The 22,114-nt window shown below is 46.1% G+C and carries 28 protein-coding genes; 1 reads left to right on the forward strand and 27 read right to left on the reverse strand.

The genetic code is table 11. From position 1 onward, the window contains the following. Positions 1-19 precede the first annotated feature (19 nt). The 27 genes from EAG18_RS16060 to EAG18_RS16190 form a co-directional block, all read right to left on the reverse strand. The gene (locus EAG18_RS16060; RefSeq protein ID WP_125253386.1) at positions 20-241 is read right to left on the reverse strand and encodes a hypothetical protein; all 222 of its coding nucleotides are present in this window, start codon (positions 239-241) and stop codon (positions 20-22) included. Between the two features lie 8 nt (positions 242-249). Further along, positions 250-1,446: a hypothetical protein gene (locus EAG18_RS16065; RefSeq protein WP_125253387.1), complete on the reverse strand. Its 1,197-nt coding sequence runs from the start codon at positions 1,444-1,446 to the stop codon at positions 250-252. Next, positions 1,443-3,407, reverse strand: coding sequence for a DUF4815 domain-containing protein (locus tag EAG18_RS16070; protein WP_125253388.1), 1,965 nt, complete (start codon positions 3,405-3,407; stop codon positions 1,443-1,445). Before EAG18_RS16070 ends, EAG18_RS16065 begins: the two co-directional genes overlap by 4 nt. A 10-nt stretch (positions 3,408-3,417) precedes the next feature. Continuing rightward, positions 3,418-3,900: a hypothetical protein gene (locus EAG18_RS16075; RefSeq protein WP_125253389.1), complete on the reverse strand. Its 483-nt coding sequence runs from the start codon at positions 3,898-3,900 to the stop codon at positions 3,418-3,420. 74 nt (positions 3,901-3,974) lie between these two features. Continuing rightward, entirely contained in the window at positions 3,975-4,679 is a 705-nt protein-coding gene (locus EAG18_RS16080; protein WP_275557317.1) for a hypothetical protein, read from the reverse strand. 10 nt (positions 4,680-4,689) lie between these two features. Then, a complete protein-coding gene (locus EAG18_RS16085; RefSeq protein ID WP_125253391.1) occupies positions 4,690-7,698 on the reverse strand; it encodes a hypothetical protein in 3,009 nt (1,002 codons plus the stop codon). Positions 7,699-7,701: 3 nt separating this feature from the next. Then, positions 7,702-8,250: a phage tail protein gene (locus EAG18_RS16090; protein ID WP_125253392.1), complete on the reverse strand. Its 549-nt coding sequence runs from the start codon at positions 8,248-8,250 to the stop codon at positions 7,702-7,704. A gap of 12 nt (positions 8,251-8,262) precedes the next feature. Then, on the reverse strand, positions 8,263-9,189 hold the full coding sequence (locus EAG18_RS16095; RefSeq protein ID WP_125253393.1) for a phage tail protein: 927 nt from the start codon (positions 9,187-9,189) through the stop codon (positions 8,263-8,265). A gap of 1 nt (position 9,190) precedes the next feature. After that, positions 9,191-10,033, reverse strand: coding sequence for a baseplate J/gp47 family protein (locus EAG18_RS16100; RefSeq protein ID WP_125253394.1), 843 nt, complete (start codon positions 10,031-10,033; stop codon positions 9,191-9,193). A gap of 8 nt (positions 10,034-10,041) precedes the next feature. Then, positions 10,042-10,410, reverse strand: coding sequence for a hypothetical protein (locus EAG18_RS16105; protein ID WP_125253395.1), 369 nt, complete (start codon positions 10,408-10,410; stop codon positions 10,042-10,044). Between the two features lie 2 nt (positions 10,411-10,412). Further along, positions 10,413-11,171, reverse strand: a complete 759-nt coding sequence (locus EAG18_RS16110; protein WP_125253396.1) for a hypothetical protein — start codon at positions 11,169-11,171, stop codon at positions 10,413-10,415. A gap of 1 nt (position 11,172) precedes the next feature. Further along, entirely contained in the window at positions 11,173-11,709 is a 537-nt protein-coding gene (locus tag EAG18_RS16115; protein ID WP_125253397.1) for a phage tail protein, read from the reverse strand. Between the two features lie 166 nt (positions 11,710-11,875). After that, positions 11,876-12,622 carry a phage tail protein I gene (locus EAG18_RS16125; RefSeq protein WP_125253398.1) on the reverse strand — a complete coding sequence of 249 codons (747 nt, stop codon included), beginning with the start codon at positions 12,620-12,622 and terminating at the stop codon, positions 11,876-11,878. Then, positions 12,603-13,559 (reverse strand): baseplate J/gp47 family protein, encoded by a 957-nt coding sequence (locus EAG18_RS16130; protein ID WP_125253399.1) that lies wholly within the window; start codon positions 13,557-13,559, stop codon positions 12,603-12,605. Before EAG18_RS16130 ends, EAG18_RS16125 begins: the two co-directional genes overlap by 20 nt. A 63-nt stretch (positions 13,560-13,622) precedes the next feature. After that, complete coding sequence (locus tag EAG18_RS16135) at positions 13,623-14,087, reverse strand: hypothetical protein (RefSeq protein WP_125253400.1); 465 nt, start codon at positions 14,085-14,087, stop codon at positions 13,623-13,625. Positions 14,088-14,098: 11 nt separating this feature from the next. Then, entirely contained in the window at positions 14,099-14,869 is a 771-nt protein-coding gene (locus EAG18_RS16140; RefSeq protein WP_125253401.1) for a hypothetical protein, read from the reverse strand. Between the two features lie 124 nt (positions 14,870-14,993). Beyond that, the gene (locus tag EAG18_RS16145; protein ID WP_125253402.1) at positions 14,994-15,308 is read right to left on the reverse strand and encodes a hypothetical protein; all 315 of its coding nucleotides are present in this window, start codon (positions 15,306-15,308) and stop codon (positions 14,994-14,996) included. A gap of 10 nt (positions 15,309-15,318) precedes the next feature. Further along, a complete protein-coding gene (locus EAG18_RS22420; RefSeq protein WP_275557318.1) occupies positions 15,319-15,702 on the reverse strand; it encodes a hypothetical protein in 384 nt (127 codons plus the stop codon). A 125-nt stretch (positions 15,703-15,827) separates the two neighbouring features. Next, positions 15,828-16,094, reverse strand: coding sequence for a hypothetical protein (locus EAG18_RS22425; RefSeq protein ID WP_275557319.1), 267 nt, complete (start codon positions 16,092-16,094; stop codon positions 15,828-15,830). A gap of 9 nt (positions 16,095-16,103) precedes the next feature. Continuing rightward, positions 16,104-16,649: a phage tail protein gene (locus EAG18_RS16155; RefSeq protein WP_194086978.1), complete on the reverse strand. Its 546-nt coding sequence runs from the start codon at positions 16,647-16,649 to the stop codon at positions 16,104-16,106. Positions 16,650-16,820: 171 nt separating this feature from the next. Next, entirely contained in the window at positions 16,821-17,717 is an 897-nt protein-coding gene (locus EAG18_RS16160) for a phage tail protein I (protein ID WP_125253403.1), read from the reverse strand. Positions 17,718-17,725: 8 nt separating this feature from the next. After that, positions 17,726-18,568: a baseplate J/gp47 family protein gene (locus EAG18_RS16165; protein WP_125253404.1), complete on the reverse strand. Its 843-nt coding sequence runs from the start codon at positions 18,566-18,568 to the stop codon at positions 17,726-17,728. A 58-nt stretch (positions 18,569-18,626) separates the two neighbouring features. Then, positions 18,627-18,875, reverse strand: a complete 249-nt coding sequence (locus EAG18_RS16170; protein ID WP_125253405.1) for a hypothetical protein — start codon at positions 18,873-18,875, stop codon at positions 18,627-18,629. Then, positions 18,872-19,270 (reverse strand): 3TM-type holin, encoded by a 399-nt coding sequence (locus EAG18_RS16175; protein WP_176033118.1) that lies wholly within the window; start codon positions 19,268-19,270, stop codon positions 18,872-18,874. Before EAG18_RS16175 ends, EAG18_RS16170 begins: the two co-directional genes overlap by 4 nt. Next, complete coding sequence (locus tag EAG18_RS16180; protein ID WP_125253407.1) at positions 19,267-19,686, reverse strand: glycoside hydrolase family protein; 420 nt, start codon at positions 19,684-19,686, stop codon at positions 19,267-19,269. The genes EAG18_RS16175 and EAG18_RS16180 overlap by 4 nt, the downstream gene beginning before the upstream one ends. 17 nt (positions 19,687-19,703) lie before the next feature. Next, on the reverse strand, positions 19,704-20,063 hold the full coding sequence (locus tag EAG18_RS16185; protein WP_125253408.1) for a hypothetical protein: 360 nt from the start codon (positions 20,061-20,063) through the stop codon (positions 19,704-19,706). Continuing rightward, positions 20,041-20,319, reverse strand: a complete 279-nt coding sequence (locus EAG18_RS16190) for a helix-turn-helix transcriptional regulator (protein WP_125253409.1) — start codon at positions 20,317-20,319, stop codon at positions 20,041-20,043. Before EAG18_RS16190 ends, EAG18_RS16185 begins: the two co-directional genes overlap by 23 nt. A gap of 584 nt (positions 20,320-20,903) precedes the next feature. Between EAG18_RS16190 and ettA the strand changes: the two genes are divergently transcribed. Further along, positions 20,904-22,114, forward strand: a 1,211-nt coding sequence (ettA, locus tag EAG18_RS16200) for an energy-dependent translational throttle protein EttA (protein ID WP_125253411.1), incomplete at its 3' end; no start/stop codon positions are given.

Genomic DNA, 22,114 nt, shown 5'->3' on the forward strand with positions numbered 1-22,114 from the left:
GATTTCCTCTTAAAGTCCTTTAAATTGGTAGTACAGATTCACCCAATACTTGATTAAGTCGAAGCCTGTTAAAGCGTTTATTGATGTCGTGCTGCGCTTGTGCACTGGCAAGTTGTTGTTGGTGAATATCACCGTCAATCGCATGCAGTGCGTTAATCAAGCGCTGGACATCTTGCTCAAGTAAGTTTTCTGGGTGAGGGAGTGGATAGTGCTGATAAGGCGTAAATTGATTAATGTCCAATGCGCCTCCTACAAGGTAAATGCACGTAAATTACGCACCCTTGGGCGCTGTGAAGGCGTGCCTTTTAAAACCAGTTTGACTCTTGTTGTGGCAGTATCAACACCGTTAAAGCGATATGTAAACTGCTGCCAGCCGTCGGTTAATACACTGCTACTATCAAGCTCAAGTGCTAACCACTGCGCTTCTTTTTGCAGTAGTACCTGCACTTCAGAGTGGCTTTGAATATTGGCTTCAAATGTCACCATTACATCGCCACCGAGTCGGCACGGTAATTCACGAGAGATATAGTCACCAGCGTCAGCAACCTGCCCATGTACACATTGGGTTCCTGCAAATAGCAGTGGGGTTAGCGTTTGCGTACCAGTCAGTAAAGCACTGACTTTCACTTTGCCAGTGATAGTCTCGCCCAATGAGCTCGGTTGCCACTCTTGTACATTGAGCACTTTTTCTTTATTGCCAGATGGGTAGGTAAGCTCAAAAGCAACTTGAGTTTCAGCACTTGGGCGCTGCACGACTGCAAGCAACATTAAATCGGTTACTTGTTCAACGTCCACAGAGCCTAACTCCACACGTAGGCTTGGCGCAGTAAACTTAGCGGCTTTTAACCTAAAGGTGAGATCTTTATCTTGGTGTGGCGTCCACGTACTTGCGTTACTTGAAGACAACAGCACTCCAACCTGATAAGGCTGTGACGTAACCCAATTATGCCCTTGGTCAAGCTTGCCCAGCTCCGCAATCGCCACACTATGATCAGCACCATCGGTGAGCACAACCAAAGCATATTCTTGATCTGCATTTAAAAAAGTTGGCGTAAAAGTAAATGGCGTTGGCTGATCATTTAGCTTTATCTCATCGCTATTTATCTTGCTGCTGGCCAGCACAGTTTGGGTAGGAATACCTTGTACTACTTCACGAATTTGCACTTCAACGGCTTCTGGCCCTTTGGCGGTAAACCACAGTTCAACCCCCGCAATAAAGCGTGACTGCTCCAAAATAAAGGTTTGTGCAAGTGGGTCAAAGCGCTGAGTAATAATGTTATTGACGCGGCGTAGCGTTTCGACTTCTATGATGCCGCTACCGGTATAGCTGGCGCTGCCTGCGGAGCCTTGCTTGCCAATAAAACGCACCAACTTAGTACCTGCGGGCACGTTATTTGGTACTTTAAATCGACCAGTTAACTCACCGCGCGTATTTGCTTGGATCATGCTTGTACCTCTGAAATAATTTCAATCCCATCAAACAGTAAAGAGTCAAGTTGCTCACCAGAGTCAAACCCTGAGATAGCAAAATCGACCCAACGAGAACGCAAAAACTCAGCTTGCTGACGTCTCACTCCCACTCGCTCGGTTGTGGTATGTTCAACAACACGGCGCACGCGCCCCCCACCTTGAGTTAAGCGGCGTGTAATAGGACTTGTCCATTGCGTTTGAGTTTGTGTCCAGTGGTCAACACTGGGGGTTAAGGTGACGTCCGCAGGAATAGGCTCAAATGCCATGTAAGGGTTGATTTTCATCTCCCCTGTACGGCTTTCTTGTACCAACACATCTTCAAGATCAAATGGTAACGACAGGGTCTGTGTTTGCGCCAGCTGGGTGACATCAGCGCTCATCGGTAACATCAATTCACCATCCACTATAGAGCCACTTTGGCTTAGCCCCACATCACGCATGTCATCATCTAAAAACGGATCAACAAACACCCCATATTTGCTGGCAGGTGTTTGTGCCGTAGTGTCGTTACGAAGCCGCTCAATAGCCAATAACTGATACAAATCGGATATTTGCTGCTGCATCAGTGCCAAATCGGTCATTTGTACGGCTTCAATTGCAATATTTTGAATTTGCGGTGGTGCGCTACCCCAATGCTGACGCACTTGTGCAAGACCCAAATGCTGATGAGGCACCAAAGGCGCTTGTGGGTTAATTCTATCTGGTGCGCCTTTGATCCGCTCAACGCTGCCACTTGGTGTTAACACCAATAAATCAATCCGTGGCATATACCAGTGGTAATCCACCACGATCAAGCCATTTTCCAGCACTTCTTCTGCATCATTTAAATGCTGTTCAAGCCAAAATCCAGTTTCATCTGCATTGACCTCCACCGCGCGGCGGTATGTGTAAATCACATCGTACGTTGTGCCTGAGGCGGGTTTATCTCCGCCTTCACGCCAGCTAATGTGATTACGGACGAAAATAAAGTCGATACCTTGGCGGTATTCCACACCATTTTGTGAAATCGCCATAATCTCAATCACCGAGTCATCATCAAATGGGTCGGTGTTTTGTCCAGTCTGTGCATGTCCTCGGGTAAGTTCAGTGCGCTTTTTCACCTCTGCGGTTACTTGATCAATACGCTGAACCGGCGCAAAGTCCAGGTCGATACGCATTTTCCCTTGGTCATTGGCAATAAACCGGCTCGGTTCATTGATCACCTCTCGCACATCAGGATCATTGGCCAGTGCAACTGGTAATGCGGTATTAAATGCGATTTCATAGCCATTAATATGGGCTTTACCTTCTTGCACATTAAAATGCTGGTGGGTTGCACTTGTCTGACGATAGCTGACATTTAAACCGCTGACTACATAACTGCCACCGTTCGACTCGCGGTCGTAACGGGCAAGGGCACTGGTGATGGAGTCGAGCTGCGGTGGCGGCTGCTTAACAATGAGCGTGCCGTGATCTATCTGATAAACAGGGAAAAAGTCACTGTCAGGGTAGTCAAGGCTATCACTTAGTCCCCATACTCCCGATATTTTTAACCGTGCTGCACCGGCCTCATCAAAGTTATGGGCGCCAATGGCAGGATCTCTAAGCGCGGGGTCGTGAAGCTCAGTAACAACAGACTTTGCCAGCCACACCCCGACAACTTCTAATTTATCGAGTCTAATGGCAAGCTGCGCCGTTGGCACATCATGTACCGCACCTTGTAAATACACCGACGATGCCCCTATGGTCGCACGCTGCTGGGTGTTATCGACGACGACATCACCACCTTTTACTACATCGCCATCTTTCATCAAGACATCAGCAATGCCTTTTACATGGTGCTGAGACTGTAGCTGTAAATCGTTTAGCTCACGGCTTTGTAAGCCCTTGCTTGCCCGAAACAACAGCTGACTATATTGTTTGGCGGGATCAAATTGTTGGTAATAATCTTTTATCATTGCCTTCTTCTTAAAAWCTGATCACAAACTCAAAGGTCTCGCGTACCCCTTGGTCGCGAAATAACGCCGTGCGATGCTCTAATAAAATGWGCTCGCCGGGCTGCGCCACTTCGTCGGGTGCGAGGTAATACTTGCCTGCGGGCACGTTGGCTTTTGCTGTTGTGCCCAGCATTAAGCCCAGCTCTCGAATATGCTCACCTAAGCCATCTTCAAAGTCATAGGTAAACTGGCAATACAGATGCTGGCTGGGCGTGTCGGTCAAGCTGAACTTGCCGCTCGGCACTTGGATCTCCCCTTGCTCATCAGGTTCACAATAGCGAATTTGCTTTGCCTTGCGATAACCAATAAGACTGGTGAGTTGAGTGGTATTGGTTGGGGTTGGCGACAGGGTGTCGTCCCAGCTTGGGTCGCCTTTACCCCATGCCAAATAAATAGCTTGCTGGCTCAAAAGCCGCGCAAGCGCCTTGCGGCCTTGTTGTGTTAAAGTGGCCAAGGAATACTCCTTACAGAAATGAAACCGAGCCAAAGGATATGGCTCGGCGAGAAAATACATGCTTGTATAAAGGGTTAGTGAGATTCAATCCACAGGTCGGATTGTTGTGCGGCCGCAAGTAAGCAAGCCTGCGTAAGCTGTGCTTTGGTGACATCAGCTACAGCGTTATTGGCAAGCACCCAGCGCTGCGTGTCGTTTTCTGTCATCAAGAGGATGGCTCGAACCATGCGCTGCTGGCTTTGCTCATCACCGTCAAAGGTTAAGCCGTCAACTTCAACCGTAATTGACGACACTTTGGCAGCGCGCTGGCTTTTAAAACGCTCGCGCTTGGTATCTGCTAGTTGCTGTGCGGTGTGCGACACCGTGGCTGGGTGGTGATAAGCCACAAGCGCGTCGTCGTCGTACTCAATGTGTGCATCTTTGGTTTCAGTGCTTAGTGCTAAATCCACCTCCACATGCGCAGCACGATAGCAGGCTCTTCTCGCTTGCAAGTCTAGCATCGGCTCCGCTGGTAGCGGCGGCACTGGCATTAGCTCATTTGGGTTAGCAGCATTGTGCGCTTGCGCCTCTGCTATTTGTGCTTGCACTTCTGTCATTGCACTCTGCCACGCGGCATGTGCCTCACGATATGCTGCTTCTTCTTGCTCAATGGCAAGTCGTAGCACTTCGTCAATCTGCTCTTGAGGGTGACGCAGCATTATTTTTGTTTGCACGTCTGCATAGCCCACCGCCGAGGCCTCGACTGCATCTGTGCTGAAGTTATCCATTTCAGTATTCATCGCATGCTCCTTATCCATTGTGTGCAATACCTATTGGGAATAGGGTGTGATGGCAGAACACTTTGACGGTGTTGCCGTTAAGGTCGGTTTTGGTGTTTTCCCCGTTGATGATAGGGATGGTTTGGTCGTCGCCCCAAGAGCCTTTTGCACCTGATGCAATACCGATTACGTTGCCTGTTGTAAAACTGACAATTTCTCCTTCGCTGTTTAAGTAACACTTTTCTTCCATTATGCAGGTAACATCCATTAGCAATTGCACCACCAGTCCTTTGAATGCACCAACCACAAAATGATATAGCTTGCCTTTACTGTAAGCCTGTAAAATGCTCGAGTTAACTGGTAGCACCTCTTTATATTGGTATTTAAGTTCAGTACCATTAAGCTGGAAGTACATCAATCCATTTTTCTCCACTATCGAGTATATTGCTTTAACAGCCTCGGTATTCGGTGACAAATCAGTAATTGGAGTATGTCTGGGTTGGTGCTCCACTCGAGTACTGATATGAGTATCATCCATATTTTTGTACTCCAGTTTGTAATAACCTCTTGGGTTATCCCTGTCCGCTCCCCCACTTTTATCTATCAAGCTTTCTTTTAACCGATTACCTAAAGATGGCTGAGAATAGTTACCACTCCAAACATCTGATGATATATTTAACAGCTTTGAAAGTGATGCTGCTTCTGTGAACTTGGCTTTTGCCTCGTAACACCATAGTTCAACTTTTCCAGCAGAAGGAGCTACATTGCGAATATTTGCATAAGGATGAATTGTTGAATCCGTTTTGATCCATGTACTGCCATTATCTTCAGTTACATAGAGAGTTGGCGACGTTGACACTGCTTTTTTATTTAATTGATAACTTTTACTTGTGCCATCTGGGATAGTGGGTATCCACTGTCCAACCACACCGTCTGGGAAGGTTGCAGCGATGTTTTCAGGGTGGCCGATGATATCGACCCAAGGGAGTGAGTCGAATTCAGCATCGATTTCATCTGCTTTAATCACATATACATCAATATCCGTTCCTATTGGGAAAAACTCATCAACCTGCTGCCTAATTGACTCTCGTACTGAAGTAAGTGTTTTCCCGTTAATATCATCCTCAATCCAAGGCAAGAAATAATGCTGATTTTCTCCATAAGAGAAGTGCACAATACTTGCTGACAAAAACGACTGACCATTACTGCCGACATAGTATACCCAATCACCGCTAGGCTTATCTGCACCTGTTTTATAACCATTGAAACTACTACCACTATTACCGAACGTTGAGTTGGAAACTTCAAAAGACAAACGCCATTGTGAGGGGTTAAAACTGCTATGAGTCTCATAAGCCGTATCACTTTGCTTTGTAAAAGAGCCGGCCTTTTTAATGTGAGTAAAAGGTACTTTGCTCTTCCCGCGTAATGTCCCCGCAACCGCTTTACGCATAGTTTCTTCACGTAACGCGTTAACATCTAGCTTTTTCGCACTTAGGCGCAAATCTTCAACTTGGCCTGCGTAGATTGCGTCATGATATTTGTATTGATCAGGACGACCACAATATTCTAGGCCACCGGAGATCACAGCTAAGCCATGCTCTCCCATGTTTCCACCTCCATTATTTGCCAGTCGACTAAAGCAGTCATAAATTGAATTGATTGGAGTTAATTGTACATGCCGTTCATACCACCTATAATAATATCCTCCACTAATACGTCGCCTACCAGTCCCCATAGGGTTATAAGTCGGATGATAAGCCCCTTGGTTTAAACGCTGTACGAGGGCGATCGGTAAGGCATAACACAGTCCTTTGTGACCAAATTTATTGCTATTTATACCTTCAACGGCATGAAATACACCAAGGTCGCTTTTTAAAAGGGAGTAAGGGCTTATTGATGAAAAGTAACCATTTGAGGAATTATGAGGGACATATGAACTCGTTTCCACTTTAACGCCTTGCTTGCCGACACGATAGTGTAAGTCGTAGCATAGGACGCCTGCAGTATTAGCTTCTACCGCCCTCCAATCATTCCCAAGCCCCTCAACAACCCTAACTCGATACCTAACCTGAATATACGCTTTGGCTTCTGGATCGTAATAAATATTATGTTCCGGCTCGCCTAGGAAAGTAGCCTTTTGCGCCTCCGTTAGCGATGACCACTTGATGCCATACCCTTTGGTTGCGCTATCCCATTCACCAAAGGCTGAGTACCCTTGTACTACAAGATTATTGAGAAGGGCAATGCCCTTATAGTTATTTGCGCCATATTGCACATTGCCAAGCGGATACACGACGTCTTTTTCAGCGACTTTCTCATGCCAAGCCTCCAGAAATACTAAGTCTTTACGAGAGGTGATCACCTTATTGGTCTCGGTTTCTGCTGCAAATGCGGCTTCAGCATTACTATGCTGGGTGACGGTGCCAGAAGCTGAATCATAGGTTTTGGTGCCGTCGGGAGCAGGAGGAAATTTACAAATCACAATCCCATCCGGATAATCTACAGTTTGCAAGTCAATTAATACACCATCAACCAATACTCTCGGAAAAGGAGTGGACGATTTATCAGAACCAAACCAGCCGCTTTGTATACCTGAACGTCCCAAGTTCAATTGGTTTCGATATGTCCACATACCAAAATTTACTGCAACACTCGCAGCATGTCCAAACCCCCACTCCACAAACCCACTGCCTGCATATTGTTGTTTACGTATATCGCGAAGTGCGTCAAGTTGGGCTTTGGTCATGACATGGGGATTTGGGTTAACGCTTTGTGCATCAGCAACTAGTGATTTTAGGGTTGGCAGTGTGTGGCTGTTGCCGTTTAGGTCTTTAAGGTTGACGCTTCCTGACTGAGTTTGCCAATCATTCAGCGCTTGGTTGTTCTGACTTACCGTATCATACGCCTTGGCAATATCTTGCTTAACCTGATCGATTTCTTGTAGGCCTTCGGTGATATTATTGGCAAGTTGAACACTTGCTTCGGTTTGCTCCGTTGCGGCCTGTTGCAACTGAGCAAGTTGTGCTTCTATGGTCATGTATTATCCTATGTTTGCTTTTCTTAGGCGCATCGCCAGTTGCAAAGTTTGGTTGGCTTGTTGAATTAGGCTTTTACCCTGCCTCAGATGTGCATAAACAGACGTCGCCAGCTCTTTTGCCATAAAAATATTGGTGTTGAGCACCCCTGTTGCAAAACTAACTTGCTGTGAAGGCAGCGCTGCGAGGTTAAGCGAAATAATCTCTAGCCAGGCTACGTCTTTGCTTTTGTGATTGAGCACCTCACCACTGGCGCTATGCACCGCAACAAGTGTGTTATCAGACCACACCCCCAGCTCTTTTACTGGGTATTCGGCCTCTCCTTCAAATACGGCACTAAAGCGGACTTGCGTGGTGGTTAACTGCTCGGCTTGTAAAATAGGTACTTTTTGCTGTTGTCGTTGCAGTTGCGTCTGCCCCTCAGAAGGACGGTAGCCGCCACTACCTGCTGACAGGTGTGTGAGTGTAAAAGGCTGTCCTTGCTCTATGGCTTCAGTCAACTTAGCAAGCCCCTGTGTAGTCCATACAACAGGGGCAAAGTGTGAAGATTGCATTGTTTATTCCGTTTATTCGGGAAGTACTACCTCAAAATGACTACAGTGAACATTGAGCCGCCCTGTGGTAGCGATGGAAGTGGATAACGGCATCATCTGCCGATGTTGCCAGTGTTTGATAGTGGCGCTAAGTGGCCTGCCTGAGAGATTATCTGCTTTTACCCAGCGCTGTTGCCATTTACCCTGCCACGAGCGTGTTGACCACACCCGATGCGATGATAAAAGCCGCACTCTTGCCGTGCTGACAGGCAGGCGTGACGGGTCTTTGTCGCTAAGCTTATATGCACTCAAACGCTTGGCGCTAAAGTAGTGGTTGCGCTGGCTATGGGTACGGCTCAACTGTGTTGCAGCGTTGATCTGCCCGGGTGCGACACCGTGCTGATGACGCCGACCAAAACTGGCTTTACACAAGACTTGCTCACCATCATAAAATGCCACTCCAGAGACATCCGACAACAGTTGGCCAAATGCGCCCGTGGATAATCGCAGCTCTCGCACATCATAATCATGATAGACACGCGAGAGCTTGGCTCTGACGGGCGCAGATAACCCAAGCAACTGATGAATATCTTTAAAGGCTTTGTCACCGGGAATTTTTCCAGCGCTGAGTTGATAGCGATAAAAGTGACGACCAGGAGGCGTGAGCTCTAACTCAGCATCTTCAAAATTAAGCCAGTTCAGCGCCATGTCTAGGCTTTTAGGAGTGCCACGCAGGCGCTGCCATACCAAACCTTGCTTGAGGGTTTCTCGTAGGTCTTGGGAGTATGGCAAAATTGCTTCTAAGCCATATTCCCATACGAGCCACATTAACAAATTAATGTGTGGCTCTGCCTTAAACCCAGAAAGAGATGAAATACCCGGGTCAATGTCGTCGCTCACCGTCACACTTTGCTGTAAACGTTGCTGTAGCTCGGTGTGATTAGGGGGTAATAAGGTCATATTACCCCCGCTTTAGCACAAGCGAGATAGCACTTGGGATCACATATTGGTGTGCGGCCACATCAATTAACTGTGTGGGTGTTAATAGCTCGATATGTCGCACCCCTGTGCCATGAAGCTGAGCATGTAACCAGCTTGGCGTTAAGTCCCAACCAAGCGTCGTGGCTTGCAGCCATTTTTCTTGTAGCGTGTGCTTTAACTTATCGACAATCAGCTCCGAGGCATGGGTGTTTAGGTATAGCTCTGCGTTCACCTCAACCAACACCGGCTCTGCCAAGTTGACCTCTAAGGTATCGGTTAACATTTTTACTGAGTCATCAAACAAGCGGTTTTTAACTTGCGCTAACACCTGCTCGGCGTCAGCGTCCAACTTTGCCAGTACCGTGACAACCACCAGCCCATCCCCTGGGCTTTGTACCGATACGTCCTTGATTAACCCCGGTGCCGCTTCAATGGCTTGATGACGATAATGCGCTGCGCTGCCTGCGGTACTTGACGCGATGGTGCTATTGCGAATACGCACTCTAAGTGTTTCGTCTTGCTCATTAGGCAACCGCGATACCCCATAAAATGCCCCAAGATGCTCAAGATCTGCCCCTTTGCTGGTGGCCAGTAAATTTGCCGCTGCGGCCTCATTAACACGCTGTCTTAGCAATAACTCACGATAGCTTTCCACTTGCAAACATATCGCCAGCGGCGAGCTTTCTAGTGTTAACGCATCGCTATACTCAGGAGCAAGCTCAATAAAGCGCTGTTTACGCGCTTGAAATAGGCTTTCAAAGTCAAGTGGTTCGAGGATGTTAGGCGCAGGCAAAGTCGTAAGATCAATGGTTTGATTTGCCATAAAAAGCCTTATTCTGAAGAAGTGAGTATGGTGGTTACGCCCGTTGCGCGCGCTGCTATCTCTTGATACACACGCTCAATGTCTTTACCTTGATAGGGAAATTGAATTTCACGGTTTAGTACTTTATTCGCCAACGTGCCCAGACGCGTTTGCCCTTGTGATGCCACCGCGCGCATCTCTGCCAATGTGGTTGCTTTACTCAAGCCATCAATCAATGTAATAAGCTCAACCAATAAAAGGTGGCTGGTGTCTGATGTAGTACCAACAATAGAGTCTGCGTCTGCGACTTCTCTGGCAATTTGCCCCCGTTTTACTTGCTTGTCTAAATATGCGAGCGTCGCTAAATGGTCTTGTTGTGAAGGAATTTGCTCTTGCATCATTACACCTTAATTCTTGGATAGTTAATTACACGGTCTACGGCAAATGTTGCATTACCGCCAAATTCAACGATGTTTTGTGGTGGATTTGAAGTATTAGCAGGGACAAAAGTTCGGTTAATAAATCGTACAAATAACCTCGAGTATGGATGATGTTGAGAGAGCTTTAATACAGGAATTGAGCCTGTAGATGCACCATTCCACCAGCCTCCAAAAGTTCTAACACTCACGCTATTTGCATCCAATTGCGCATTGATCTCTACACTCGTCGCCGCTGAGTTCGCAAAAACAAATTGCATATAGGTTACGCTCCAGTCCCGCTCATACTGTGGCGTTTCACTGTACCCAGGCGAATATGAGTACCCATGAGCTAGATGAATTTTAGTAAGTGCACCGACGGTTGGATAAATATGGTAACCAATACTCGTCGTTGGCACTAACATCCACTCAGAGCGCGATTCATCTTCTGGATCCGGTGTTATTTCTAGTGAAGCCTTTGAATGAGCGATTTGATCGTAATAACTGATTTTTATATCCGAATGGCTATCTGCAAAATTAAGGATCGCTTGATCGGTTTTGGACTCTACGCGAGCAATCGCTTCATTAACATCTTGCTGCGCATCACTCAGCGCATGGTTAATCTCCCCCATTTTGCCCACCACGGTTTGGGTCAAGGTATTATTTGAATCTATTAGTTTGCCGTTTTCGGCTTGCAGTGCGCCGATGCGCTGCTCTAATGTCATTGGCTGATAGTCGGCCATTTTACACTCCTAGCTGTAGTAATCTGTCGTTAAATTGAATTTGCCTGTGGTTGGCTTGAATATGTGCATTAATTTGCTGGGTTTGTGCCACTAGCATGTCGAGAAATTCTGCCGCATAAAAAAGCCTTAAGTCGCCGGTCGTGTTAATCGTGATCGCCTCTGCTGGCACGGCGCTGAGCAATAAGTCAAACCCTTGAATAATTTGTGCGATAGGTGTTTGATAAAATAGTACGTTTTGGGGGTGAGACCACACTGCGAACAAGGTGCCATCGGCAAGGTAAAACCCGACCTCTCGCACCGCATACTCTTCATCGTCCTGAAAATGACCGGTAAGATGAAATTGACCATCTCCCACAACCTGCCCACCAGCAATCACAACGCGGTTTTTTTCTTGTTGCAACTGAGTTTGGCTGCGTGAAGGTGTATAGCCAGCCGTCCCCACCGCAATGGCACTTATATCAATGGTAAAGCCATTGGCCTTGGCATTAACGGCCGCATTTAATCCCGCCTGCGTGATGAGCGGCGTAAAGTGTTCCATAAATCATTCCTTAAAGATTAGGGTTTACTTATCTCTCAAATTTGCTTTTGTTCATCTGAGCAAGCTTGGTTTATTGTTGCTAAACCTTTGCTTAGATCACTTGGCGGCAGGTCGAGCACCGCGACCAAAACACACTCAGGAAAACAAAACGCAAGTAGCAAAGGCCTTAGTAACAATAAAATTGTTGGCGCTGCATTTGGATGGCAAAAGGTGCCGCTTGAATAAAAATATTCGACACGGAGGTAAGATCTGAACTTACCTTACCTGATACTTTGACCATACTGTGTGAAGCCGCTGTCGTGGCAACCACAAGCGCAGTCATATTCTCAACATTATCTGCATGTTGGGGCATCCAGCTACGTTGTAGGCTTAGCGATTGACTTGCTGAAGTAACGAGCAAGCTGGCACTTTGCTGTACCCCGACGCTCAGGCTGATTTGGCTGCGACATGGTTTGGTCATCACCACCGCTTGCCATAGCTGCGCCTGTAATTTTGGTGTGAGCAGTGTATTGCCTGCTGGGTCTAAGTTTTGCGCTGCCAATGCGATTATCTGCGCCGAATGCGGCGCAAAGTCACTGGGATTGTCTTGTTGCCACCACTCTTTTAGCTCAACTTTTGCCGCTAACGTGGAAAGTGCGCTTTTGATTGCACTGACCGTCCCTTTGATACGGTGATCTGGTACGCTATTGGCGATGATTTTACGTTTGACTTCAGCAGGCCAAGTACTGTCCCAAAAATCCACACTGAGCGCATCGGCAAGCCAAGGTAAAAAGTGCTCAGGACACCGCCAAGGATCCCATAAACTACCGAGCGGTACTGGAATTTTAGAGACTTTGCGTAACGCTTTTGCCAGCCCGTGCTCAAGTGGTGTGCTCGTATGTGGTAGTAAGGTATTAAATATCTCGTCCTGCAATTTCTACCTCCACTTTCGTACAATACGCTGCCTGCCAAGGCGCATTGATAATATCTTCGGTTGGCGAGACCAGCTCAACACGTTGCACGCCCGTTTGATGTAATGCGCCATACAGTCCAGACATACGAATATCGTGATTAAGCTTATGATGCGCCTGCAACCACTGCTTCACGCTCTGCTCGACCAACGTTTTGACTTTTTGCTCATCAGGGCCGGGATATAAATACAATTTGGCATGAAGCGTAAATTCCTTTACCTCAGCGGCGAGTATCCTTGGTCTATCGGTCAATGGCCTAATTTCTTCTTGGAATAAATAGTCTGTTATCGCTGTTATTTCGTCTTGGCTGGGTATGCCATTACCGCTATCTGTGAGCACCGTTATCGCCACATCCCCTGGCGCTGCATCTTGAAGTCGAGCGGCATGGGTACAGTGCAGCAATTTCGTTTGCGCTGGAACGAGCTCTGATAATGGCGGTTCGACTTGCAGCAGCGCAAATTCGGGGGACTCCACAAAAACATCTTTTACTTGAGGCAGTGCTTTAAACGCATGAAAACAATATGCGCCAATTGGCCCTGCGGTGCTAAATCCTTCAAGTGCCAGCCGGATCCGCTGACGAAAACGAGCATCACTTTCATCGACTTCGCGAGTGACTAAAAAGCGATTGCCTAGATAATCAAGTTCACTGCTCGTTGCTTTTGCCAACAACACTTGCTGCGCGCCCTCATTAATTTGCTGACGTAAGAGCAACTCTCGATAAGCAAACACCTCCATCAACTTCGCTAATGGGTCGCTTGGCAAGGGCTCGCCAAGATCAGGGCAAGCCGCCGCTAGTGCTTGCTTGAGCTCATTGTATAAAGTGTCAAATTGGACCGGCGCAAGTAAATCAGATGCCGGTAGTTGGCCAAGATCAACGGCACTAAAATTGATTAAAGACATAAGGAACCCAATGCTTTGAAAACAGCACTCAACAATAGCCTGTCGAGTGCAATTTATGTGTTATCACCCGCGTGTTTGTAGTGCTTGACTCACGCCATTGGCTCGCTCAGTAATTTCCTGCATTACTTGCGCTTCACCTTTAACTTGATATGGAAAAGCTAATCTTCCTGATTGCACATCGGTGTGAATATGACCAATTTTTTCTTTCAGTCCACTCACTGAAGCTCGCACATCTTCCAGTGACTGCGCGGTGCTAAGCGAAGTCACTAAACTGCTCAGCTCGTTTAGTAATAGCTGTGTCGTGTCTGCTGTTGTGCCTAGTAGTGTGTCAGTGTCTGCAACCTGTCGCGCTATTTTCTCACGAGCAGATTGCTTGCTCTGTAGCGCAGCCTCGTCTTCACTCAGCTCTATTGTGAATGTTGTTTCCACGCCAAATGTGTCTTCAACAAACTCTTGCGTCACAAAATGTGGGGTACTAGGGTCATAGAACTTATCAACAACTTGGTTATTTACTATTAGTTTTGCCATTTTTATTCTCCTTAATCGTAAGCATTTTGTGTAGCATCACCCAAATAGGCGAATTGTCCCCAATCATCCAAGGGGACTTCTCCTGTTACAACGGCAGGAAGGGCAATTTGAATCACGCCAGTTTCATCCTCAGGTTTACCTTCACCATGAACGTAAGGGTGGCAGTGTCCGTATTTATTTCGGCCACGGTAAAAAGTGCCGCCGCAAAGCTTTGCTTCTTGATTTGCTTCTAAACCTTCACACCACCAATTACTTGGTACTGTCCCTCGAATATGCTTTACAACCGCTGCTGCTGTTACTACGGTAGGCGCTCTAAAGTACTGATACATTAAATACGCAGCTAGATGTGCATTCTCGCCTCGACGATTGGGATAATATTCCAGCTCCCAGATGTTAAATTTACCCGCAAAGTATTTGGTATCAGAGTTGATAGCGCGTAGAAATTCTCTGGCAAGTGGTGTGCGTTGTTCTGCTTCTACCCCGGTCGTCACCGTTTCTAAGAATCTCGCCTCTTTGACATAACCGCCACTCCAGAAGAGTGGAAAAGTCCCTTCTTCATTGGGAATTAGTGCTTGGTTTTTAGTCACACGAAAATGGGACTGTTGCTTACGAGCAGAGTCAAACCTTTGGTCTATTTGACCCAGCTCCGCATTCACTTTATTTTTGGCATCAAGCACGCTGTTATTTAAGGTCGCCGTAATATCTTGAATTTTATTATCGACGGTTGCGGTGAGGTCGTTTGACGCCTCAATCAGGTTGGCAATATCTTGCTCTAGTGCCATATTTTTTCTCCATATGGTTAAAGTTGTTTATTAAAACGATTGAGCGTTAGCTCTGTGGTAAATCAGGCACAAAAAAGCCCACCAAAGGGTGGGCTTAGTAGCCTAATGTGGTTGTAAATATTCGTTATTCAGGTTTTGGATAGCGAGCCTTAATTGTGGTTCTTGCCTGTAGCCACGCGGCTTTTGCCTCCTGAGTCGCTTCGCTGTTTTCACCAAACTCCGCTAAAGCGGCTAAATAATCAAAGGCCAGCCCGTCTGATTCGCTTTGATAAGAAAAGCTTCTGGCGTGCATACACTGTGATAGTAGCTGCGCTTGTTTGGCCTCGGCTAAAATAGCGGGAATATCAGCATTGGCAATGCCCAAATCCGCCAGCGTTTTTTCATCCGCAGGGACATTAATCAGCTCATCATCGCCAATTCTTAACGTTTTTATTTCCATGTTTACTCCTTTAGGCTGTCGGTGGTGTATAGGGGTGGTTTGCGTATGGAATGGTGCTTAGTGTTGGCGCTAAACGCTCGGCAAATGGAATTGGCTCTGCGTACCAGCGAACAGATGCCGTATTCGTAACAACAGTATCGATTTCTCTCTCATCCATCGTTTGTCCTTCATGGTAATTAACATTCCCCCTCCAGTTTTTGATGATCCGGTATCTTAGTCCTCCACCTCTCAAATATAAACCGCTAAAAGTTGGACAAACCGGGCCAAAATCACCTTCTTCACCACCACCGTACAAATCTAAATCTGAGTTAACTTTTCTGCGCCTACAGTACATAGCGAAATTTACATGGCTTAAGGTTCCATTATAGCTTTGATGATAGCGTTTGATTTGCATGAATTTAGCATCACCACTCCACCCATGAGCATTTCCCTCTAGCTCTAGTAGTAAGCCGGCTTGGTGTCCACTTGTACTATTGAGTGGTTTTGTGTCGCTATTCCACGAGTAGTGTCGAGCAACCGTTAGCTTACCCCCCCTGCTGCATTATGTGGAAAACGCCACCACACCGGATAAAAATAATCCTTTGAACCACCGATAAAAATATCTTGTACATAGCGTGTTTCTGGCATCGCTTCTTGGATAAATTCATCTACATCTTGCTCTTTTTTTGCGATACGCGCATCAAACGCTGCCATTTGGCTATCCAACTGCTGTGCCTTGTTGTCAACCACTGCGGTTAACGCATCCGTGGACTGTATCAGGTTTGCAATATCTTGTTCTAATGCCATAAATTGCTCCTATAAAATTCCTTTAGCCATCAGTTCAAACTTTTGTTTAAGATGACGGGTCATATTATTGATTTGTGCAGCGCCGAGCTTGGCAAGCTCTGGGGCGATAAGAATATTAAGATTGACGCCATTGTCGACAATGGTCACCGAGTCCGCAGGAACCCCTGTTAAGACCAAATCAAACGCCAGTAATAAGTCGACTTCCGCCGATTTATACGCAATGGGTCTATCTGGTGAAGAGTACACCGCAAAAAGCACTTCTTCGGGTTGACCATTTGCTTCACTTTCGATGTAAAAGCCAACTTCATTGACCCAAAAGTTGTGATCGGTGTCGTCAATCACACTCATGTGGATTTGGGCATTGCCCTTATCTTCACCGCTGGCCACCATAATGCGGTGGACTTCTTGTTGCAGCTGGCTACGCCCTTGATCTGGCGTGTAGTTGCCTGTGCCAAGCCCTACTCTGCTGATCTTCGCTTGAAAGCCATTTTTTTGGGCGTTAAATACTGCTTCCAACCCTCTGGTGGTGATCGTCGGCCGTAAAATCGTGCTCACAGCACCTGTCTCCTTTTGTTGAGTGATACCAATTTGCTTCAACATATCGGTACGAAATAACAGCAATGGGCTATACCAATCGGTATTACCGCTGGGTAAACGCTGATGACATCAATAGAAGTGAAGTAGTCGCTATTCCAATAACGGTTGTTGATTGCATTGCTGCGATGATTAGGCGTGGCAGTAGAATCTTGCCACTTGAAAACGTTGATTATTAATATGTAAGCTGGTTGCAAATGCACAGCTCAAGTCAATCTTGGCAGCTGGCAGCTTTTGCTCGTTGGTAAAATAAATACGGCTTACAGCGTGACGGCGGTTATTAAGGTGCAGTGCCAGTTGTGCTCGTGTGTGCATATTTGCATTCACAGGTATGCTTTTCATGTACTGGCTTGTTGCCGCAACGGGTTTGGTGCCTGCCAAGGCCAATGCCGCCGACACTTGCGCTGCTGGCGCTTTGACAGCTTGCGTGTGTGCCGTTTTTCGCGCAACTTGCATGCCACTGGCGACCGCCGCACTTTGCACGCCTAACTGCATTTTTGCCCCAACTAAAAAGTCAAAGTGTGCACGCTGTGGCTTGGTGCTGTTTGTAACATCTCTTACAGCTTGGTACAGCTCAGGGCTGAGCACCACAGCATCGCTGGTGTAGGGGATTTCATTCGCCCATGCAATAAACATAAACGTATGCGGCTGCTTTGATTGATATGGCGCAATGGCAATATCATCAATCTCTTGAAACCACTCAAAAAACTCTACACTGACGCCAAGTGATGCCAGTGCTCGTTTCACCGCGCCTACAGTCCCTTTATGTTTATGTACTTTAACTGAGTTGGCGATAAATGCGCGTTTAGTCTGAAGCGACCAATTTTCGTCCCATTCATCCACTGACAGTGACCAAGCAAGCCAAGGCAATAGCGCCTCTGGACAGGTTGCAGGGTGCCATTGCCTGCCAATGTATTCTGGTATGGTTGCCTGCACTTTGAGCTCTTCAGGTACACGCTCTACTGCCTCTGCCATTTTACAAACCAGTGGGGATGTACCTGGCGGTAGTAATTTATGATAATTAGCCATAAGTCTCCTTACTCTGTTGGAAAGTGCAGCTGTATAGTGCGACAAAAAGCCGCCTCTTTCACAGTAGATACAATATCGTCATTCATTGTGTGCAATTTGACTTTTCTGACCCCTCCTTGGTGTAGCGCATCAATGAGACCTGAGCTTGGTACTTCTTTACCTAGTAAATAATGAGACTGAATAAACGCATTAACCGCTTGGTTAATCGCTACTTTGACCTGCTCAGTATTAATTCCTGCGTTAAAGTAAATATCAGCTTCAATCGTGTATTGTGTTGGCTCTACCAAATGGACTCTGACCAAATCAGTAAGCGGTCTAACATCTTCATTATTTAGGTATCGCAATACCTCGGTACGTAGCGCTTCTTTTTCGTGCAGTGTCTCAACACTTGCTACTGGCAAAATATACACCTCGACAATACCGGGTAAGCTTGACTCAACATATACGTCTTTCACTTTCGCAGAAGCGGTAAAAGCATGATATTGATAGGCGCCGTTTGTCCCCGCCATTGAGTGGCTTTCTAACGACAATGGGATCCTGAGTCGATAACGTTCGTCAGGCTCATTTTCCTCTCGCGGCACGCCAAATAAGACGCCCAAGTGATCTAGGTCTGACCCTTTAGCATAAGCAACCATAACTGATTGCGCTGCATCATTTACGCGCTGCCTAAGTATCACTTCTCGGTAGGCAAACAGCTCCATCAACTTAATTGCTGGATCTGAAGGCAACCACGGGTAATCAGGGAAGTGCTGCTGTAGCTGCGCCTCTAATTGCTGGTAAACAGTCTCATAGCTCACAGTCTCAAGCACCTCTGGTGCAGATAGGCGCGTCAGATCAATAGCATTATTCATGCTACTCTCCTTGTAAATTAAGTTGGATATAAAAAGCTCTGCCGAAGTAGCTTTGCTGCTAAGATTCTTTGCGCCGCGCGCTTAATAAGGTATCAAGTTTTTTGTCTATGGAATCTAAGCGTTTTTCTATACGCTTTTGATCTTCCTTGCGAATTTGCTTGAGATGATCAAGCGCTTGAGAATTGGTCGTGATCCGTTTATCTAAATCCCCCAGATAAATAATGCTAGACACCAGCAAGACGATGGTGGTTAAAATATGAGCCAGATTCAACTCTTTTTTCATCTGCCATTGTTCTGGGTGATTCACTTACTCACTCCTTTTACTTTTTCCACCGTGCGTAACCCTGCAAGCCCCAACATGGCAAGTGTTAATTCCAGCATGACATCCAACGGTAAATCGGGTGTGCCCTGCTCCGGTACTAACCACTGCAAGATAGGATTAACAACAAATGAAAATAAAAAGCCAAACCCACATACCCACATCAAAAAAGGTCTAGCACCGGCAACAAAAACACTGCGATGTGAGGCTTGTACTTGGTTGATCTGCGCTTGTACTAGCGCATGCTTTGCTATCAGCCTCGCTTTGAGGTGCTCTTGTTTTAGCACCTCTTCTTCGCTGGTAAATAACTCATCCAAGATATTACCAATGGCCTCGATAGGTGCCACGGTTTTAGCTGAAAACAGACTTGCCAGTAGACTCATGCTTGCCACTCTCCACAAATCATTTGCTGTGCTAATTCTTGTGCTCGTATTGGCACTTGTTTTGCCCAGCGACTGTCTAGCATTTCAAGCGCAGCGGTTTCAAAGTCACCTTTTTCTACTGCTTGCAGCATTCGGCGAAAATTAAGCAAACCGGTCACTCCGAGATTAAACGCCATATTGACTAACACCGCTATCCTTGCTTCATTGCAGTGCTGCGTATTAATTCTGCGTGACACTGCCGCTTTTGCGTTTTCAACATCACTGGCAAGCAATGACTCTGCTTCATCTTCATTTATTCCGCTATCGTCTAGGTTGCGTCCGTAGCCTATGGTTAGCTTTCCTGCTGTACACAAATAAGGAAATCGCCGAAATCCCTCATGTTTTTTGATTTGCTCAACTGTATTCATCACTGACATACAATCCCCCTCTTTTTCTATTGTGCAGACAAGTTAACCATTAAACTCTGCTCGGCCTTAAGTAACCAAAACTCCATAGAACGCTTACTATCAAAGCCCAGTAGTTTGGCTGCGTTTACGGCGCTACTGTGCATCATATATTTTGCTCGAATGGCTCGCTTACACTCTGGTCTTAATAGCTCGATAGAGGCACTCAACTGCGCTATTTCATCTGGGACATGGATCTGCTCTGCACTCATGTTACGACTAGCTACACTTCCTATCGCTTCTGTCGCTGCCTGACGGCTAAACCCCTTACCTAACTCTTTGGCACACCAAAATTTACCCCAACGTTTAAGCGCGGTACGAACTTGTTTAATTGTCACTTGTTTGTTCATCGTGAATTTTTCCTATCACTTCTAAAATATCGAGTAAGTAAACATCTTCAACTAGGCCAATCACGTCATTCCAGCGAGGGCTATATTCCCTATTTTCCCAGCGTCTTAATGTGCGCTCTTCAATACCGTAGTGAGCCGCTGACTCGGCTTGTGTATAGCCTCTGAGCCTGCGTGCAACACGCAGTATTTCTGCTCCTGTAGGTGCAGGCTTGATTTGACCCACCAGTCTGGATGTGGCTGTGTTTATAAGTGTCATAGTTCTCCTTACCTCAAAAAATAAACACGACTAGTGAAATTTTGTTCTGCTTAGCTGAGTTAATACCAATTTGCTTAATTAAATGGTCTATTTTGAGGCGAGAAAATCTTGTCGATAACTAGGCAAAAATTTTGCTATTTAGTTGTTCTAAATGAGAAATTTTTAACGCTGTTAGCGTCAGATTTACTCCTTCAAATTGAGCAAGTATTAAGTCAAATTGGTATAACCTTTACTGAGAAGCGAAAACAACGTAGTCGTTCATCCTTGCCAACAGGGTTTAATTCCAATAACCCCACAACGCTGTTAACATCTTCATCCGATAACTTTCTTCAGCGTAGTGATATAATAGCGATTTTAAGGTTGCGAAACAGGTCAAAAATGACCTACTAATGAGAAACTTACAAACATTAACTGTATATATAAACAGTTCAATTGTTTAACTTATTAAAAGGTAAATAAAAAATTACAACAGTTAACTAAGCTGACGTTCATTGTGGTTTTTTAAGCGTTATGACCTATCAACATTGCAGCCCGTCAAGGCTTTCTCTAAAATACGTCTAAATCAAAAAAGAGATTGGAAACTCATGGCTCAATATATTTATACCATGTCGCGGGTGAGCAAAGTTGTGCCGCCTAAGCGCACTATCCTCAAAGACATTTCTTTATGCTTTTTTCCTGGCGCTAAAATTGGTGTGTTAGGTCTAAATGGTGCGGGTAAATCAACTTTACTACGTATTATGGCAGGGGTTGATACAGAGTTCGAGGGCGAGGCACGTCCGCAGCCAGGTACTAAGATTGGCTACTTACCACAAGAACCTGTATTAGATGAAAGCAAGACCGTTCGCGAAACAATAGAAGAAGCAGTTAGTGAAGTTAAGCGTGCATTGACTCGATTAGATGAAGTGTATGCTGAATATGCAATGGAAGATGCCGATTTTGATGCACTAGCAAAAGAACAAGGCGAGCTTGAAGCAATTATCCAAGCACATGATGGTCATAACTTAGACAATGCACTCGAACGTGCTGCTGACGCCCTACGTTTACCTGAGTGGGATGCTAAAATTGAGCACCTATCAGGGGGTGAAAGGCGTCGTGTTGCTATTTGCCGCTTGCTACTTGAAAAGCCTGATATGCTACTTCTTGACGAGCCAACGAACCACTTAGATGCGGAGTCTGTCGCGTGGCTTGAGCGCTTCTTGCATGACTATGAAGGCACTGTGGTAGCAATTACCCACGACCGCTACTTCCTAGACAATGTCGCAGGCTGGATTTTAGAGCTTGACCGTGGTCACGGTATTCCATGGGAAGGTAATTACTCTTCATGGCTTGAGCAAAAAGATGCACGTTTGAAGCAAGAAGAAAAATCAGAAAAAGCACGCCAAAAGTCGATTGAAAAAGAACTTGAGTGGGTGCGCTCAAATCCGAAAGGTCGCCAAGCTAAGTCTAAAGCACGTATGGCGCAGTTTACTGAGCTTCAGCAAAACGACTATCAAAAGCGCAACGAAACCAATGAGCTATTCATTCCACCTGGCCCTCGCTTAGGCGACCAAGTGATTGAAGTAAGCAACCTACGCAAGAGTTTTGGAGATAGGTTGTTGATTGATGATTTGAATTTCAACGTACCAAAAGGGGCAATTGTTGGGATCATCGGTGCAAACGGCGCAGGTAAATCAACACTATTTAAAATGTTAAGTGGCCAAGAGCAGCCAGATAGCGGCGACATCACAATTGGTGAAACCGTTGAAATTGCTACCGTTGAGCAGTTCCGTGATGATATGGATGGCAACAATACAGT

Origin of the sequence: Pseudoalteromonas sp. J010 (assembly GCF_003934235.1) — a bacterium.
Lineage (GTDB): Bacteria > Pseudomonadota > Gammaproteobacteria > Enterobacterales > Alteromonadaceae > Pseudoalteromonas > Pseudoalteromonas peptidolytica.

Excerpts from the sequence above, each read along its gene's own strand:
- EAG18_RS16130 (WP_125253399.1), bottom strand. The coding sequence starts at position 13,559 with ATGTCTTTAATCAATTTTAGTGCCGTTGATCTTGGCCAACTACCGGCA.
- EAG18_RS16135 (WP_125253400.1), bottom strand. The coding sequence starts at position 14,087 with ATGGCAAAACTAATAGTAAATAACCAAGTTGTTGATAAGTTCTATGAC.
- EAG18_RS16100 (WP_125253394.1), bottom strand. The coding sequence starts at position 10,033 with ATGGCAAATCAAACCATTGATCTTACGACTTTGCCTGCGCCTAACATC.
- EAG18_RS16140 (WP_125253401.1), bottom strand. The coding sequence starts at position 14,869 with ATGGCACTAGAGCAAGATATTGCCAACCTGATTGAGGCGTCAAACGAC.
- EAG18_RS16105 (WP_125253395.1), bottom strand. The coding sequence starts at position 10,410 with ATGCAAGAGCAAATTCCTTCACAACAAGACCATTTAGCGACGCTCGCA.
- EAG18_RS16090 (WP_125253392.1), bottom strand. The coding sequence starts at position 8,250 with ATGCAATCTTCACACTTTGCCCCTGTTGTATGGACTACACAGGGGCTT.
- EAG18_RS16145 (WP_125253402.1), bottom strand. The coding sequence starts at position 15,308 with ATGGAAATAAAAACGTTAAGAATTGGCGATGATGAGCTGATTAATGTC.
- EAG18_RS16065 (WP_125253387.1), bottom strand. The coding sequence starts at position 1,446 with ATGATCCAAGCAAATACGCGCGGTGAGTTAACTGGTCGATTTAAAGTA.
- EAG18_RS16190 (WP_125253409.1), bottom strand. The coding sequence starts at position 20,319 with ATGACACTTATAAACACAGCCACATCCAGACTGGTGGGTCAAATCAAG.
- EAG18_RS16160 (WP_125253403.1), bottom strand. The coding sequence starts at position 17,717 with ATGGCTAATTATCATAAATTACTACCGCCAGGTACATCCCCACTGGTT.
- EAG18_RS16185 (WP_125253408.1), bottom strand. The coding sequence starts at position 20,063 with ATGAACAAACAAGTGACAATTAAACAAGTTCGTACCGCGCTTAAACGT.
- EAG18_RS16175 (WP_176033118.1), bottom strand. The coding sequence starts at position 19,270 with ATGAGTCTACTGGCAAGTCTGTTTTCAGCTAAAACCGTGGCACCTATC.
- EAG18_RS16165 (WP_125253404.1), bottom strand. The coding sequence starts at position 18,568 with ATGAATAATGCTATTGATCTGACGCGCCTATCTGCACCAGAGGTGCTT.
- EAG18_RS22425 (WP_275557319.1), bottom strand. The coding sequence starts at position 16,094 with ATGGCATTAGAACAAGATATTGCAAACCTGATACAGTCCACGGATGCG.
- EAG18_RS16070 (WP_125253388.1), bottom strand. The coding sequence starts at position 3,407 with ATGATAAAAGATTATTACCAACAATTTGATCCCGCCAAACAATATAGT.
- EAG18_RS16095 (WP_125253393.1), bottom strand. The coding sequence starts at position 9,189 with ATGACCTTATTACCCCCTAATCACACCGAGCTACAGCAACGTTTACAG.
- EAG18_RS16180 (WP_125253407.1), bottom strand. The coding sequence starts at position 19,686 with ATGTCAGTGATGAATACAGTTGAGCAAATCAAAAAACATGAGGGATTT.
- EAG18_RS16115 (WP_125253397.1), bottom strand. The coding sequence starts at position 11,709 with ATGGAACACTTTACGCCGCTCATCACGCAGGCGGGATTAAATGCGGCC.
- EAG18_RS16085 (WP_125253391.1), bottom strand. The coding sequence starts at position 7,698 with ATGACCATAGAAGCACAACTTGCTCAGTTGCAACAGGCCGCAACGGAG.
- EAG18_RS16110 (WP_125253396.1), bottom strand. The coding sequence starts at position 11,171 with ATGGCCGACTATCAGCCAATGACATTAGAGCAGCGCATCGGCGCACTG.
- EAG18_RS22420 (WP_275557318.1), bottom strand. The coding sequence starts at position 15,702 with ATGCAAATCAAACGCTATCATCAAAGCTATAATGGAACCTTAAGCCAT.
- EAG18_RS16080 (WP_275557317.1), bottom strand. The coding sequence starts at position 4,679 with ATGAATACTGAAATGGATAACTTCAGCACAGATGCAGTCGAGGCCTCG.